General features: G+C 45.8%; 13 protein-coding genes. 12 read left to right on the forward strand and 1 reads right to left on the reverse strand.

Annotation, left to right across the window (positions count from 1 at the left end; genetic code table 11):
• The first annotated feature begins 1 nt into the window (after position 1).
• Positions 2–997, forward strand: a complete 996-nt coding sequence (locus tag BN1546_RS24290) for a Gfo/Idh/MocA family protein (RefSeq protein WP_090739006.1) — start codon at positions 2–4, stop codon at positions 995–997.
• Between the two features lie 100 nt (positions 998–1,097).
• Positions 1,098–2,024 carry an aldo/keto reductase gene (locus BN1546_RS24295; protein WP_255305525.1) on the forward strand — a complete coding sequence of 309 codons (927 nt, stop codon included), beginning with the start codon at positions 1,098–1,100 and terminating at the stop codon, positions 2,022–2,024.
• A gap of 176 nt (positions 2,025–2,200) precedes the next feature.
• Here the strand turns inward: BN1546_RS24295 and BN1546_RS24300 are convergent, their stop codons facing one another.
• Positions 2,201–4,435, reverse strand: coding sequence for an alpha-galactosidase (locus BN1546_RS24300; protein ID WP_025678518.1), 2,235 nt, complete (start codon positions 4,433–4,435; stop codon positions 2,201–2,203).
• Positions 4,436–4,935: 500 nt separating this feature from the next.
• On the opposite strand from BN1546_RS24300, the gene BN1546_RS28055 reads away from it, so the two are divergent.
• The 10 genes from BN1546_RS28055 (at position 4,936) to BN1546_RS24350 (ending at position 15,623) form a co-directional block, all read left to right on the forward strand.
• Positions 4,936–5,391 (forward strand): GRP family sugar transporter, encoded by a 456-nt coding sequence (locus BN1546_RS28055; protein WP_255305526.1) that lies wholly within the window; start codon positions 4,936–4,938, stop codon positions 5,389–5,391.
• A complete protein-coding gene (locus BN1546_RS28060; protein WP_255305527.1) occupies positions 5,370–5,792 on the forward strand; it encodes a GRP family sugar transporter in 423 nt (140 codons plus the stop codon). Before BN1546_RS28055 ends, BN1546_RS28060 begins: the two co-directional genes overlap by 22 nt.
• Positions 5,793–5,895: 103 nt before the next feature.
• The gene (locus BN1546_RS24310; protein WP_090739008.1) at positions 5,896–6,951 is read left to right on the forward strand and encodes a LacI family DNA-binding transcriptional regulator; all 1,056 of its coding nucleotides are present in this window, start codon (positions 5,896–5,898) and stop codon (positions 6,949–6,951) included.
• Positions 6,952–7,003: 52 nt separating this feature from the next.
• Positions 7,004–8,176 (forward strand): Gfo/Idh/MocA family protein, encoded by a 1,173-nt coding sequence (locus BN1546_RS24315; protein WP_090739009.1) that lies wholly within the window; start codon positions 7,004–7,006, stop codon positions 8,174–8,176.
• Positions 8,177–8,212: 36 nt separating this feature from the next.
• The gene (locus BN1546_RS24320) at positions 8,213–8,941 is read left to right on the forward strand and encodes a ThuA domain-containing protein (protein ID WP_090739010.1); all 729 of its coding nucleotides are present in this window, start codon (positions 8,213–8,215) and stop codon (positions 8,939–8,941) included.
• A gap of 75 nt (positions 8,942–9,016) precedes the next feature.
• A complete protein-coding gene (locus BN1546_RS24325) occupies positions 9,017–10,123 on the forward strand; it encodes a Gfo/Idh/MocA family protein (protein ID WP_090739011.1) in 1,107 nt (368 codons plus the stop codon).
• Positions 10,124–10,566: 443 nt separating this feature from the next.
• On the forward strand, positions 10,567–10,938 hold the full coding sequence (locus BN1546_RS24330) for a hypothetical protein (RefSeq protein WP_014599790.1): 372 nt from the start codon (positions 10,567–10,569) through the stop codon (positions 10,936–10,938).
• Positions 10,939–10,996: 58 nt separating this feature from the next.
• A complete protein-coding gene (locus tag BN1546_RS24335) occupies positions 10,997–12,178 on the forward strand; it encodes a DUF4272 domain-containing protein (protein ID WP_090739012.1) in 1,182 nt (393 codons plus the stop codon).
• A gap of 315 nt (positions 12,179–12,493) precedes the next feature.
• A complete protein-coding gene (locus tag BN1546_RS24345; protein ID WP_249930840.1) occupies positions 12,494–12,733 on the forward strand; it encodes a hypothetical protein in 240 nt (79 codons plus the stop codon).
• Positions 12,734–13,214: 481 nt separating this feature from the next.
• Entirely contained in the window at positions 13,215–15,623 is a 2,409-nt protein-coding gene (locus tag BN1546_RS24350) for a cellulase family glycosylhydrolase (protein ID WP_090739013.1), read from the forward strand.
• The last annotated feature ends 31 nt before the right edge of the window (positions 15,624–15,654 follow it).

A 15,654-nucleotide genomic window follows, 5' to 3' on the forward strand; every position in this document is an offset into this window, starting at 1 on the left:
AATGAAATTGGGAATTGTCGGAGCAGGAATGATCGTAGGGGATCTATTGAGCTTTATTCAGGAAATCCCGACGATCTTATTAAAGGCCATTTGTTCTAGGCCTAGCCATGAGGAGAAATTACTAGATTGGCAACATAGATATGGAATCTCTCAGATTTATTCGGATTACAGCAAAATGCTGAGAAATAATGACGTAGATACTGTCTATATTGGTTTGCCTAATCATCTCCATTATTCATATGCCAAAGAAGCATTACTGAGTGGTAAACATGTTATATGTGAGAAGCCGTTTACATCCAATGTGCATGAATTTCTAGAGCTAAAAGAAATTGCTCAGCAAAGAAAACTGGTATTGGTGGAAGCTATTACGAATCAATATTTGAAAAATTATTTGTCCATAAAGGAGTATCTGCCTAAACTTGGCGAGATTAAAATAGTTGAATGCAACTATTCTCAATATTCATCCCGGTATGAGGCTTTTAAAGCGGGAGTAATCCAGCCTGCGTTTAATCCGGAAATGTCTGGCGGAGCATTGATGGATATCAATTTATACAATATTCATTTTGTTGTTGGCCTCTTCGGGAGCCCTAAGAAGGTAGAATATTTGGCGAACATGGAACGTGGAATTGACACTTCAGGCATACTGCTGCTTGATTACGGCGATTTTAAGTGTGTTTGCATAGGTTCAAAAGACAGTACGGCACCCAATGCAGTGAACATTCAAGGCAATAAAGGCTATGTACACATGGCGAGTTCAGCTAATATATGCGATTATTTTGAATACACTCCTAATAAGGAAACGCCCATCCAGGTGGACCTGAAAGATCATTCGCATCGTATGTATGACGAATTCGTTGAATTCGAACGTATCATCCGAGAAAACGATTTGGAAAAAGTCTCGTATATGCTTGAACATAGCGAAAAGGTCATGAATGTCATCGAGAAGGCCAAACAGTCGGCCAATCTTGTGTTTGGTCCCGATAAACACAATCTTTAATGCTTGTACCTGAAATTGAAGAAGCAACTCGCTTGAGCTGCTTCGTAAATTGGGAAATAGCGGTCTGGAAGTTTCCGCGATGGGGCTTGGATGCATGGGAATGAGCTACGGCTATGGCCCGGCTTCTGATCCAAAGAAAATGATCTCAGTCATTCGGGAAGCAGTCGAGCGCGGCGTGACTTTCTTTGATACCGCTGAAGTATATGGACCTTATACGAATGAGAAACTTTTGGGCGAAGCACTTCTTCCTGTTCGCGATCAAGTCGTAATTGCCACCAAATTCGGCTTTAATATTCAGGATGGCAAGCCATTCGGAATGAACAGTCGCCCTGAGCATATCAAAAAAGTTGCTGAAGCATCGCTTAAACGTCTCAAGATTGAAGCCATCGATCTGTATTATCAGCACCGGGTCGATCCAGATATGCCGATCGAAGAGGTGGCGGGAGGAGCCGTGCAAGATCTGATCCGAGAAGGAAAGGTGAAGCACTGGGGATTATCTGAAGCAGGAGTGCAGACGATCCGTCGAGCACACGCGGTTCAGCCGCTCACCGCAGTTCAGAGTGAATATTCTCTGTGGTGGAGACGTCCCGAAGAGGAACTCATTCCTGCGCTTGAGGAGCTCGGCATTGGCTTCGTTCCGTTCAGTCCTTTGGGTAAGGGTTACCTGACGGGGAGTTTTAATACAGACACGACATTCAGTCATGACGATTTGCGCAGTATTCTTCCGCGTTTTACTTCAGAAGCGTTGGAGGCCAATCAGGTACTAGTGGACCTGCTTAAGGAGATGGCTGAGCAGTTAAAAGCAACGCCAGCTCAAGTTGCGCTCGCCTGGCTGCTTGCCCAAAAGCCGTGGATCGTTCCGATTCCGGGCACGCGGAAATTGAGTCGTTTGGAAGAAAATTTAGGCGCGGTGAGTCTTCAGCTTACGTCTGAAGATGTGCGGAACATTAGCAATGCAGCCTCACAAATCCCTTTGATGGGCGTGAGATATACAGGAGTTGGAGAGAAGAACAGGCCTATGATCTAATTCTTTCATAGCTGTGGAGATTGAATTGATGGGATACCTTTTTTTCAGAGAATCGTACCAGGTAAAATCATCGAATTTATACGAAAATGATTTTACCCGGTATGACGTATTTAAGATCAATAGCACCAATCATAGCGTTCTAACTAAAGTCTATCCCTTAATGAAACTTATATCAATCACGAGGAAGTCTCTTTAGTTAGAGTGAATAATTGAGATGAGAAATCATATTTCTCCGCAATATTAAAATCCTGGTCAGCCTTATAAGGCGGGGTGAGTATAAGTCCGATGTTCATTAACTCGCTGCCTGTGAAACGTCGATCCAGTTCTTCCACGAAATATACTGCCATTTCGTCCAGTCCGATGAGCTTTAGCCGTGAATAAGCTGCATTGGGGCGTGAGAGTACCTGGTACCAGCCGACGAGAGCATGCTCACGTTCTGCATCAATAGTCATCCATGCTGTTTCATTTTTTTCAAAGGGACTTAGCAGACGGTAAAACGTTCCCTGGGTAACTAATCGTTGGTGACGTTTATACAGTTGTATTTGCTTTTTGATTATATTGCACTCTTCCTCGGTCAAAGCCAATGGATCAAGTTCGTAACCGAATACACCGAAGTAGGCGACATTTGATCTGGTTTGCAGCGGTGCGGTTCTGCCTACCTGGTGGTTCGGAATGGTTGACACATGAGCACCCATGCTGCTAAGCGGATAGGCCATGGAAGTGCCATACTGAATCTTAAGACGTTCAATAGCTTCGCTATCGTCGCTCGTCCATGTTTGCGGAGCATAATAAAGCATCCCTGGATCAAATCGTCCTCCACCGGAAGCACAGGACTCAAACAAAACCTCAGGGTATTTGGTAATCAGTTTCTCATATAAAGCATACACGCCTAGGACGTAACGATGGAAAAACTCGCCCTGTCTTTCCTTGCCCAGAGATAATGAATAGGCTTCTGAAATGCAGCGATTCATATCCCATTTTACATATTCGATATGAGCAGAAGAGAGCACGTCATCCATTAACTTAAACAGGTAATCCACAACAGGCGGTTGGGAATAATCAAGAACATACTGATGTCGTCCATGCTTGCGTTTACGCCCGGGTGTTCCCACAACCCAATCCGGATGTTCCCTCATAATATGAGAGTCGGAGTTAACCATTTCCGGCTCAAACCAAAGACCGAATTTCATACCAAGCTCATTGATCTTCTTTGCCAAATTCGAGATTCCGTTCGGTAGCTTTTCACGATTTTCAAACCAGTCACCGAGTGAGGAGGTATCATTGTTTCTTTGACCGAACCAACCGTCATCCAAGACAAAGAGCTCAATCCCTAGTTCACTTGCTTTTTTAGCCATATCCACTATTTTCTTTTCGGTAAAATCAAAGTAGGTACCCTCCCAGTTATTGATCAATACAGGTCGTTCCCGTTCAGCCCAGCTACTACGAATTAAGTGTTTATTGTACAGGCGATGGAACGCCTGGCTCATGCCGTTCAAACCGCTCTGTGAGTAGACCATAACTGCTTCAGGTGAATAAAAACATTCTCCAGGCTTCAGAGTCCAGCAGAATTTGTCAGGATGAATACCGAGGCTCAGTCGGGTAGTTGAGTAGCTGTCCACTTCCGCCTGGGCAAGAAAGTTTCCGCTGTAGACGAGATTCACTGCATATATTTCTCCTTGGTGTTCCTGAGATCCCGGTTTGGCAAGCGCCAAGAATGGATTGTGAATATGACTACTAATTCCTCGTGTGCTCCCAATGGACTGAACACCTGGTCTGAGTGGTGTACGCTCCACATGTCGTTCCCTACCCCATGCCCCCGACAAATGAATAATTTCATATTCGGAGTCAGGAAGATCAAGGCTCACGCTCATAAGACGATTGACTCTTAGAATACTATTTCCGGAATTCGTTATGGATACGGATCGCGTGATTACAGGCAGTTCACTGAAGATGGTGTATGCAAGCACGGCAACCGCTCCTGTAAGGGAATCGGTCAGCGTGATCAGGAGTGTCTCTGCTTCATTTGCTTCCTTACAAAACGTAGCAGGGAGATGGGGGATTTTAGGTTTCCCCGTGATGACCTCGTAACGGTCAAAGATGAACTCCATGACATGAGAACCGTCCTCCTGTATGATCTCAACTGCTGGTTCTCTAAAGTCTCCACTTCCCGAAGAAGGGAATTCCTGCTTGATGCTTTCCAATGATGTTACCAAGTCACCATCAAACTCACCGACAGACACAGAGCGGTAGCTTCGTTCAATAAAACGGTCATATTGACCTAGGTACTCCATTTTTTTGCCATAATACAAATGCTCCAATTGCCCGTTCTCCATGACACGGAAAAGATAACTGTAGTATTTGTTCGTTAAGTGAAATGTACGTTCCTTTGGGTTAACTTGTATACTAGCCATGTACATAGCCCCTTTCAAAATATAACAGTCCTGTTGAAAGCGTTATTATCGAACTCAGCATAACAAAGCCAGGGATAGAAAATACATTACTTTTTTTAAGCGTATTATGGGAAAAACATAGAATCTTTCAAAGAAAATTTATAGTTAGATTCAACCTTTTTCTAAGTATTTGTCATCCTTAACTTATGCTATACTGATAAATTAACAAACATAGATTCTATATTGGGCAAAGTACGGGGAGGGTGAGAATGGGCCAGAATACGTTTCAGGATGTAGATACACATCCCAGTTCAGAGCATGAAAATATATCGGATCTGATTCTATAAAATTGTGGGATAGGCACATATAGAGAACAATTTCTTTGTTTTTGCTATATTAATCTATAAAAATATTGGTATTTGGAAGCGGTTTTCTTTGCTATCGTAAAATTATTGGTTTTTTCCTGCCTGGTATTTTTAACGATTGTAGGAAAAATACTTTTTACGGGAGGAGAACCGCACGTGGATTTCATAACTACCTTTATTCCAGCTGTCGGCTGGGGAGTCATGCCGATATTGGCGTATATGACTAAAGCCAGTCCCCGAGAACAGCTGACAGGTACCGTTATTGGTGCTGTGCTGTTTGCCCTGTGCTTGTATATCAATCATCCAGCCTCATTAGCACCGATTTCTTTCGTGGTAAGTTTTATATCCGGTATTTTCTGGGCTGCTGGACAATTACTCCATTTTCGATCTTTCCAAAAAGTAAGCGTATCCATCGCCATTCCTGTAATTTGCGGTCTACAGTTGATAGGGACGACGTTATTTGCCGCACTGATCTTGGGTGAATGGATAACAGGTTACCAATATGGGATGGGTGTTGGTTCTCTTCTGTGTATTTTAGCGGGAGTTCTATTGACCAGCTATCAGGCAAGTCTGCTGGGCTGTCTAAGCCTATGGCGTTACGAATTATCATGATGCTGGTTTGCTCCGGGTTAGCGTTAAGCAGTTATGTAGTTATCAATCAGTACTTTAATATATCTGGGCTGTCCGTCATTCTGCCGCAATCGCTCGGGATGTTATACTCGGCCCTGGTCATAAATTTGAAAGGCAAACATCGGCTACGCTTCTCTCCAGTGCTTCGCAATTTGTTTACAGGATTGGTTTGGAGCATTGCTAATCTAGCACTATTTATTTCCAACGGTCTGATCGGCATGGCGGCTAGTTTTCCGATCTCTCAAGCGAGCATTGCAATTGCTTGTGTCGGCAGCATTTTAATATTTAAGGAAAAGAAAAGTCTTTATGAATGGTTAGCTATACTTGTGGGAATTACGGTGCTGATGATAGGAGTAGGAATGATTAGCCTGCTTAAGCCCTAGAGAGAATTTGTGGAGAAAAAAGCCTATATATCAATAGGGCACGCTTTTCGGGATTGACAGAGGTATAGCAGCATGAGAAAATGTACGCGCGTACATAAAATGATTGGAGGTGGGCAATATCGTTTCGCGCAAGGAAGTAGCAGAACTCGCTGGCGTGTCTGAAGCGACGGTGTCTCGGGTATTGAACGCGACCGGTCCTATCAAGGAAGATACGCGGAAACGGGTCCTGGACGTTGCCAATCAACTTGGATATGTTCCCAGTGCATTGGCCCGCAACTTTGCCCGAAGCAAAAGCGGCCATCTTGGTGTGGTTATGCCTTATGTCCCGAAGGCGCACCTGTTCTCTGCTTATTTTTTCTCCGAGATGCTGAGCGGCATCGGTAACAAGGCCAGAGACAGCGGGCTCGATCTACTACTATTATTCCGAAAACCGGGCGAACGGATGGACTACAGCAGTCTTTTCCGTCAGCAAAAGGTCGACAGTTGTATCATCCTTGGAGCAAGGGATGACCACGATGAGGTGGAGGCTCTGAAGAGACTTCAGCAAGAGGGGCGACCGTTCTGTGTCATGAATCACCATTTTGAAGGGCAGTCGTTCTGTGAAGTGGATGCAGACCATGTAGAAGGAAGCCGGGCGGCTGTAAGTCATCTCATTGAGCAGGGATGCAAGCGGATAGCCTTTCTCAACGGTCCGGATATCTATTCCAACAGTACTGAGCGATTGAAGGGTTATCTCATCGGGCTTCAGGAGGCTGGTATTGAATATGACCATGAGCTGATTCTGGAAGGTAATTACAGTCGTCGAAGCGGGCTCGAAGCGTCGGCTACAATCGCAGACAAATTAGATGATATTGATGCCGTATTTGCGGCGAACGACCGGATGGCCCTCGGTGTAATGCAGGGTCTCCGTGAGCGCGGGCTGGCAGTTGAGCGGTTTCCAGCGTTTGTAGGCTATGATGACTCGGATGCAGCTGAGATGGCTGTTCCGCCACTAAGCAGTGTCCGTGTTCCATTTTATGAGATGGGGGAACTTGCAGCCTCGAAGCTTATACCCGATTCTCAGGATCTCACTCCGGCTCTGGAACTGACTGGGTGCAACTTAATCAGAGAACTCCTGTCCACAGAGCTGATTATTAGGGCGTCATCCATTCGTCAATAACATCATTCATCAATAATTCGTTGAAACTCATACCCATAAGGAGGATCACGACATGTCTAACCGTCTTCGTATTGGAATGGTTGGCTACAAATTTATGGGCAAGGCTCACAGCAACGCTTACCGTAGTCTACCCATGTTTTTCCCGGATGCCCCGCTGCAACCAGAGATGTCCGTTATCTGTGGACGTAACGAGCAGGGGGTTCAGGCAGCTGCCCGCCAGTTCGGCTGGAGCGAAAGTGTTACGAATTGGCGTGATCTAGTGAAACGTAGCGATATTGATCTTGTTGACATTAACGCCCCGAGTAATGCCCATAAGGAAATTGTCATTGAGGCTGCCCTCCATGGCAAGCATCTGTTTTGTGAGAAGCCGCTTGCGCTTTCATTGGCGGATTCCCGTGACATGCTGCAAGCAGCAGAGCAAGCAGGGGTCAACCATATGATTGGCTTCAACTACCGCTTTTCTCCGGCTGTCCAGCTGGCGAAGCAGCTCGTCGAAAGCGGTCGCCTGGGCAAGATTTATCATTTTCGCGCCTTTTTCCTTCAAGACTGGATTATGGACCCGTCCTTCCCGCTGGTATGGCGGTTGCAAAAAGAAGTGGCCGGTTCTGGCTCTCATGGTGATCTTGGCGCTCATTTGATTGATCTCGCTCGGTTTCTGGTCGGCGAGTTCCACGAAGTCATCGGCATGAGCGAGACGTTCATCAAACAGCGTCCGCTGGCTACGGAGATGAGCGGATTGAGCTCCAAAAGGAGTACCGAGGCCAATGCACCGATGGGAGAAGTGACGGTTGATGATGCCACGTTGTTCTTAGCACGCTTTGCTGGAGGTGCACTGGGCAGCTTTGAGGCCACACGCTTTGCAGCCGGACATCGGAGCACAAATTCATTCGAAATCAACGGTAGTCTGGGCAGTGTGCGGTTTGATTTTGAGCGGATGAATGAGCTGGAAGTGTATTTCACACAGGATGAGGAAGGCGTTCAGGGCTTCCGCCGCGTGCTCGCCACCGATCCGGCACACAAGTATTCCGAAGCCTGGTGGCCTGCAGGACATACAATTGGATTCGAGCATACCTTCACCCACGAGATGCTTGAGATGTTGAGTGCCATCTCCGAAGGGCGGCAACCTTCGCCGAACTTCCACGACGGGGTCGCTTGTCAGGCTGTGCTTGAAGCAGTAGAACGATCTATAGAGGAACGCCGTTGGGTATCCATTGAAGAAATGTAGTATAACAACACATTCCGAAAGGTGAGTGGATTACAGATGCGCAAGGCACTGATTGTATGGGGTGGATGGAACGGACATGAACCGGAGCAGGTGGCGGCCATTTTTGAACGCATTCTGAAGGAAGAAGGGTTTGAGGTGGAGGTGTCCAGTACCCTTGAAGCGTATCAGGATGCGGAGAAACTACTTGGCCTGGACCTGATCGTTCCCATGTGGACCATGGGACAGATTGAGCAGGAACTGATCAATAATGTCTCAGCAGCGGTTCAAAGCGGCGTAGGTCTGGCAGGCTGTCACGGTGGCATGTGTGATGCCTTTCGAAACAACGTGGACTGGCAATTCATGACAGGTGGGCAATGGGTTGCACATCCCGGCAATGATGGGGTGGAGTACATGGTAAACATAAAGCGTGGATCGAGCCCGCTGCTGGGCCATATTGAGGATTTTCAGGTCAAAAGCGAGCAGTACTACCTCCATGTAGACCCTGCGGTTGAGGTGCTGGCAACCACACGCTTCCCGGTCGTTCCGGGACCTCATTCGGCCAATGGGCCAGTGGATATGCCCGTTGTATGGACAAAGCGGTGGGGAAACGGCCGTGTGTTCTACAATTCGCTAGGTCATCACGCAGATATCATAGAAATACCTCAAGTGACCGAGATGATGCGCAGCGGATTCCTGTGGACTGCGGCAGGCAAACAGGCGGCGACCAGCCGAGGTAGCTCGCTGGCAGAGGCATACACGGGTATGGCAGACAACCAGCAGCAGTAGCGTGAACAGGATAGTATCCGATGTAATAAAAGAATGCCATTATCCATTTTTTCTGAAGGAGAAGGGAGTCCAGGCATGAAAAAAATGAAAGTGGGCATTATCGGTTGCGGTAAAATTAGCGGAATTTATATGGAAAATTGCCATCGTTTCGGCATTCTGGAGCTGTTCGCAGTAGCGGATCTGGACCAAAGTCGGGCAGAGGAGCAGGCGATAGCGTTCAACGTTCCGAACGTATATTCGGTAGATGAGATTTTGGCTGATCCGCAGATCGAACTCATCATTAATTTGACCATTCCGGCCGTTCACGCCGAGGTGTGTCTCAGAGCACTTGAGGCTGGCAAGCATGTCTATGTGGAGAAGCCACTTGCTGTCACCCGAGAGCAGGGCCAGGCAGTCTTGGATCTTGCTCAACAAAAAGGACTGCTTGTCGGCTGCGCACCGGAGACCTTCTTTGGTTCCGGTATACAGACATCACTAAAACTGATTGAAGACGGAGTCATTGGGAATCCGGTAGCTGCTACGGCTTTTATGATGATTCGTGGACACGAACATTGGCATCCTGATCCTGAATTTTATTATGCAGCTGGTGGTGGTCCGATGTTTGATATGGGACCTTATTATTTGACGGCTCTGGTGCAATTGCTGGGACCGATTGCCGCCATTTCGGGCATGACCAGCAAAGCGATGGATCAGAGAACAATTACGAGCGAGAAAAAGAGAGGCCAGACCATCTCAGTCGATATTCCGACCCATGTGGCTGGATTGTTGCGCTTCAAGCAGGGAGCTGTTGGTACGCTGATAACCAGCTTTGACATTTTTGGAGGTAGCACTCTGCCACCGATTGAGGTGTATGGTACGCATGGCACGTTGCAGGTACCTGACCCGAACACATTCGGAGGGCCAGTTCGCTTTAGGCTGGTAGGTGAGCAAAATTGGACCGAGGTCCCGCTGCTGCCAGGTTACCAGGAGAATACACGAGGTATCGGTGTTGCTGATATGGCCTATGCAATCCGGAATGGACGCCCCCACCGCGCCAGCGGGGAACTGGCCTACCATGTGCTGGAGGCGATGTGGGCGTTCCATGATTCTTCCGATCAGCAGACCTTTTATACGATGCAGAGCACATGTCAGCGCCCGGCGGCTTTACCGGAAAACCTGCCCTTATATACGTTAGATGTATAAAACAAGTACCAGCCTGAAGCTGACCTGCAGCATACAAGAATTATAAGACTGGAGGGGCTGTCCCAAAAGTCGGTCTGGGATTTGCGCATTCTGCTTTGATATTAATTACTATAAAAAAGAAGGCTCCAGCTCTGTTTTGACTGCGGCTTCGGAGTCTTCTTAGTTAACTTTTGAGACATCATGCTACATAATTTTGCGCCTTGAACAAGTAATGCTATAAAAATAACATCACTACTGCGAGGAATGCGCTAGAATGGACCTTTTAGCTTGATTAGTTCTATAGTGTCGTTCTAATATAAAAGAAACATCAGCTTGACATCTATGTACTCTTAATACTACGGTGATGTGAATGTATTTTTAATTTTTCAAAAATAGATTTATAGATTGCTAAATTGTGAGCGAAAAATATCAGACCAATTGAAATTTTTGAAGAGGGTGAAAATATGTGTAGATATGCAATGTACGGTCCATACAAAGATATCTTTGCCTGCTTTGCTTGTAGGAAGGTATATAAGCAAACATCCCGCTTTGAGATTCCAAAGGAAGAATATGAGGGGATTGTCCATGTCTGTCCGCAATGCCAGACGCCCATGCATGACATGGGGCATGATTTTCAGGCCCCGAAGCAAACGGATATCAAGCAGTGGAAAAAGGTAGAGCTTTTGTACCAAAACGGATACTCTTACCATTCCTGCGGATGTGACGGTCCTGGGTACAGACCTTCCCGGCTACAAGATGTTCCTGGATTCCTGAAGGAACAGCGAAGGTTTGAGAATGAGGGAGAGGCATTACTGCATCGGCTTTTGCAGAGTTAATTGAATCGAGCAAGTAACAAACATGGACTATTCGTAGTGTTGCCATAAGGAGGTCATCATGAGAAATTGTGCGCTATACAGCTCCACCTTTGATCTGGATCAGGTTGAGAGACTATTAGAGTCGATTTATCCCAATAACAAGATACACGTAAATGAAAGCAAAACTAGATTTGAGGTCAAAAGCAAAGGCTGGTTTAATAAGAAAGTCAAAGGCTTTAACATAATGACCAGCAAAACGAATCCGGAGGAGTTTGCCTCCATGCTTAACGGAATGATAAATTTTTTCAGTCAGATTCCTGCTGAAAACGAACAGTTGCAGCAAAAGTTGCTAATCAAGATGAGTACGCTAAATATGGTGATTGGTGTGGAGACCGAGGAGGATATATCTAAAGCCTTTTTTGCCGAATTACTTGATATCATAAATTCGTTGGACGGGCTGATGTTCTGGGGTGGCGGTAATTTGCTTGCACCTGATGGAAGTCTGTTATTAGATGTCAATGGGCGTTCGGAAGTGGAAGATTATACAGTTACTGCTCATGTCAGTTATTTGCACGGAGAGGACCCAATTAGCGAATCCGGGATGGAGCGGAAGCTGCGGTCGGAAAAGAAATTGGTCGATCAAGGCTTTACGCAAATGCCGCCGATCCCAGGCAGGCTAGGAGATGAAGTCGCAGACAGCATCCGTTCTCTCAAGGAAGTGGCTGGCCGTGCCGTTGCTTTGTGTATTGTAGCACTGAAAGGCGAGTGTATCGGTGCGGGCGAAAGCAAGGATGATACGAAACGGATGATAAATCAAGTGACTGATCAGTATGGCGCGGACCGTTTCTTTTCACCGGAAGAGAAGAGGTTCTTATCCAATGATGATGTCGATGAGTCGGAGGGCATCCAGTTCTCCTGGCGTTATGAAGGCTTTTGGACTCTGTTATGGGCTTTGGGCCATGTTGAGAAGCTAGGTGACCCAACTGGGATTTGCGACGTGCCGTTGTCTGTTTCAAAGCTGCAGCAATTTGACTCATTTGAGGCTTTTCTGTCAAGCTCAAGGCTGCGCAGCAGCAAGGAAATTTTAGATGAAGCCGATTTAATTTATCGTTACGACTGGATGTGTGTGGATAGCCGCATTCATAAACAGCCAGCCCCTGGAAATCTGGATGATGGTGTAGTGTATGAACGTCATCGTGTGCTTAAATGGCTCACCAGTTACATGGGACAGGATTGGGATGATGTGCGCACAGATACATAATAGGAAGTCTAGAAACATCAATCCTCTACCAAATAGGTAGAGGATTGTTTGGTGTGGGACACTTTACTTAAATTCATGACGTTGACCGTAAATTCGTAATTCACTGATCTCAACATCGTACTTTGCGGCTCAATCATGGCCAGCTTGAAGAAGCGGAAAGGAGTGTTTTTATACTCATCCCTCACGTAGTAGACGCAGATAGCATTTTTACAAAGTTGAGGCTTCCATCCGGCAAAGCAATGTCTAGAAGCTCTAATCCTTCTACTGGCAGGCGGGTCATGGGACGCTGGTCGAAACGCAACATGGGAATGGTATATGGCCCATCTATGTACTCGGCCTTTTCCCGGTACTTCTTTAATGAATCCATTCGGCAGGGAAACAGCGATTCAGAAGTGTATATGGACTGAAGACGGCTGGCTGCGCCTGAGTCATGGCGGCAAGTTACCGACTCTGGAGACAGAAGCTCCGAACTTGCCGATCCATCTTTTTCTAGCCGAAGAACCTAGAGACCACTTCATCATCAATCCATCATTTACGGCGATTATTTTTTCATAGAGGCTATGTTCAAGCTCAAGGGTAGCGATTTATATTTCTGGTAAACAAGATTACATCCTGAGAATAACGAGTTGAATCGACAATTATACAAATATAACAATACTAGACAAGACAACTGCTGGGAGAAAGTTGTCTTGTTTTGCACTTTTAGGACCCATGCTATGGAGTTAGGAAAACAGATTTTAAAACTTTTTAATCATCAAGGAATAGTACTGGAAAACAAAAATATATATGCTTTAGGTCGCTTTGATAAAATCTCATCGCTGGGAACGATACAGAAAATCTATTAAAGCGAAATAATTGCAGTTGTAAAAGAAAGCGGTTACTTTAGGGTTGTTCTACGTTTGTTTGTTTTGGTCCCAATTATGATCGGAAAGGAGAAGACTTTACCGTGCCTCAGGGATAGAGAATGGAATTGAAATCTATGAGAATGCAAGGGTAACCATTAGCTATTTATGATGGTAAATAGGAGGCTTTGGGAATGAAAAAAACCATAACATGCTTGATTTTGTTTGGACTGCTGATGAGTATGTTGCCGTTCAAAAATGTGAGCGCTTTCGAAAATGCTAGGCTTACCCAATCGGCAACCGCAAGCTCCGTCGAAGATTCGAGTAAAGCGGCTGATTTTGCGATTGATGGTGACCCGCAAACTAGATGGTCCTCACAATATTCAGATCCGCAGTGGATAAGTGTAGATCTCGGTAGCACCACCAAAATCAATGGCGTTACGCTCAACTGGGAAGCCGCTTATGCGAAGTCATACCAAGTTCAGACATCGATGGATGATGGTCATTGGACTACCGTCTATTCCACCACGACTGGAGATGGAGGAATCGATAAGATATCTTTCGAAGCAACAGACGCTAGATATGTAAAAATGAACGGTATCGAAAGAGCTACCAGCTACGGATATTCCCTTTGGGAATTTGAAGTGCATTCAGCTGATGAACCGGAGGATAACTCACCTCCAACAGCCCCCTCCAACCTGACCAGTTCCTCAGTATCAGATACAACAGTAAGCTTGCAGTGGACGGAATCTACAGATAATGTAGGTGTTTCCAGCTACGACATCTACAAAGGATCAGATCTCGTAGGATCCATTGCGTCGACATCTTTCATCGTTACCGGCCTAACAGCCAGCATGACGTACAGCTTTTATGTGAAAGCCAGAGATAACGCAGGTAATGTGTCAGATGCAAGCAATGTGATTGATGTTACCACCAGCGTAGCTGACACAAATATTGTCTCAGGTGAAACTTATAAACTAACGGCACAGCATAGCGGAAAAAATCTGGAAGCAGGAGACTCAACTGCCGATGGAGCGAAGGTGCAGCAGTGGACGAACAACGGTAGTGCTCGGCAAAGATGGAAAGTCATTGACGTTGGCGATGGATATTATAAATTGATTGTGCAATCCAGCGGTAAAGCATTAACAGTGGCCGGAGGCTCTTCAGAAGATGGGGCTAGTGTACAGCAATGGACAGACAGCGATTTAACTAATCAAAAATGGAAAATGATTGACGTCGGCGGTGGATATTATAAGCTGCTTGTACAATCTAGCGGTAAAGCGCTGGATGTAATCGGAGGTTATACTAATGACGGGGCAAATGTGCAGCAATGGACGGATAACGGAAATGATCAGCAGAAATGGAAGTTTACGCTTGTTGACTCAACCCCTGATACAACGGCACCAACAGCACCAGCAAACCTGAAAAGCTACTCCAAAACAAACACTTCGGTAAGCCTTGTATGGACAGCATCAACAGACGATGTCGATGTCACCAGCTATGATGTGTATAATGGAACAACTTTGGTCGATTCAACCCCCACGACAAGTTATACGGTGACAGGGCTTAGCGCCAATACAACATACAGCTTCACTGTCAAAGCCAGGGATGCAGCAGGAAATATTTCAACAGCAAGCAATGTCCTAAAGGTTACGACGAATTCTACAACGGAGAATACAGGTTTTTATATTAATGGAACAACGCTTTACGATGCCAAGGGGAATCCGTTTGTTATGAGGGGAATCAATCACGCTTATACCTGGTATAAGGGGCAAGAGTCTGTAGCGATCCCTGCCATTGCAAAAACGGGAGCGAACACCATCAGAATCGTACTGTCGGATGGTCAGCAATGGACAAAAGATGATCTGTCTGCGATACAAAATTTAATCACTTTATCAGAGCAAAACAAATTGGTCGTTGTTCTAGAAGTACATGATGGCACAGGGTCTGACAGCGCTGCTGTATTGGATAATATCGCTAATTACTGGGTTGAAATGAAAAGTGCACTCATTGGAAAAGAAAGCACCGTCATCCTCAATATCGCGAACGAATGGTATGGAACTTGGGATGGCGGAGGCTGGGCGCAAGGTTATAAGTCTGTTATACCTAAGCTCAGAAATGCTGGCATCAAAAACACAATCATTGTTGATGGTGCAGGATGGGGACAGTATCCGCAATCTATTTTTGACTACGGAAAAGAAGTCTTTAATGCAGATCCGCTTAAAAATACGATGTTCTCCATTCATATGTACGAATATGCCGGAGGTAATGCCGCCACAGTAAAGAGCAATATGGATAATGTACTGAATAAAAACCTAGCTCTGCTGATTGGAGAATTCGGCATTAAGCATACGAGCGGTGATGTGGATGAGGCTACCATTATGAGTTACGCTGAGCAAAAGGGTGTAGGTTATCTTGCATGGTCTTGGAAAGGAAACAGTCCGGGTCTCGATTATTTAGATATGACCACTGACTGGCAAGGATCAAGCTTAACGGAACAAGGTCGTATTATCATTGAAGGTCCCAATGGTATTAGGGCGACATCAAAATTAAGCACGGTTTATAGTGATTCAGCCAACAAACAGTCATCCAGTAAACCATGAGTATTTAACGTTAGTCAACAATGTTCAGTAC

The sequence above is a fragment of the Paenibacillus sp. Mc5Re-14 genome, assembly GCF_001049835.1.
Taxonomy (GTDB): Bacteria; Bacillota; Bacilli; order Paenibacillales; family Paenibacillaceae; genus Paenibacillus; species Paenibacillus polymyxa_C.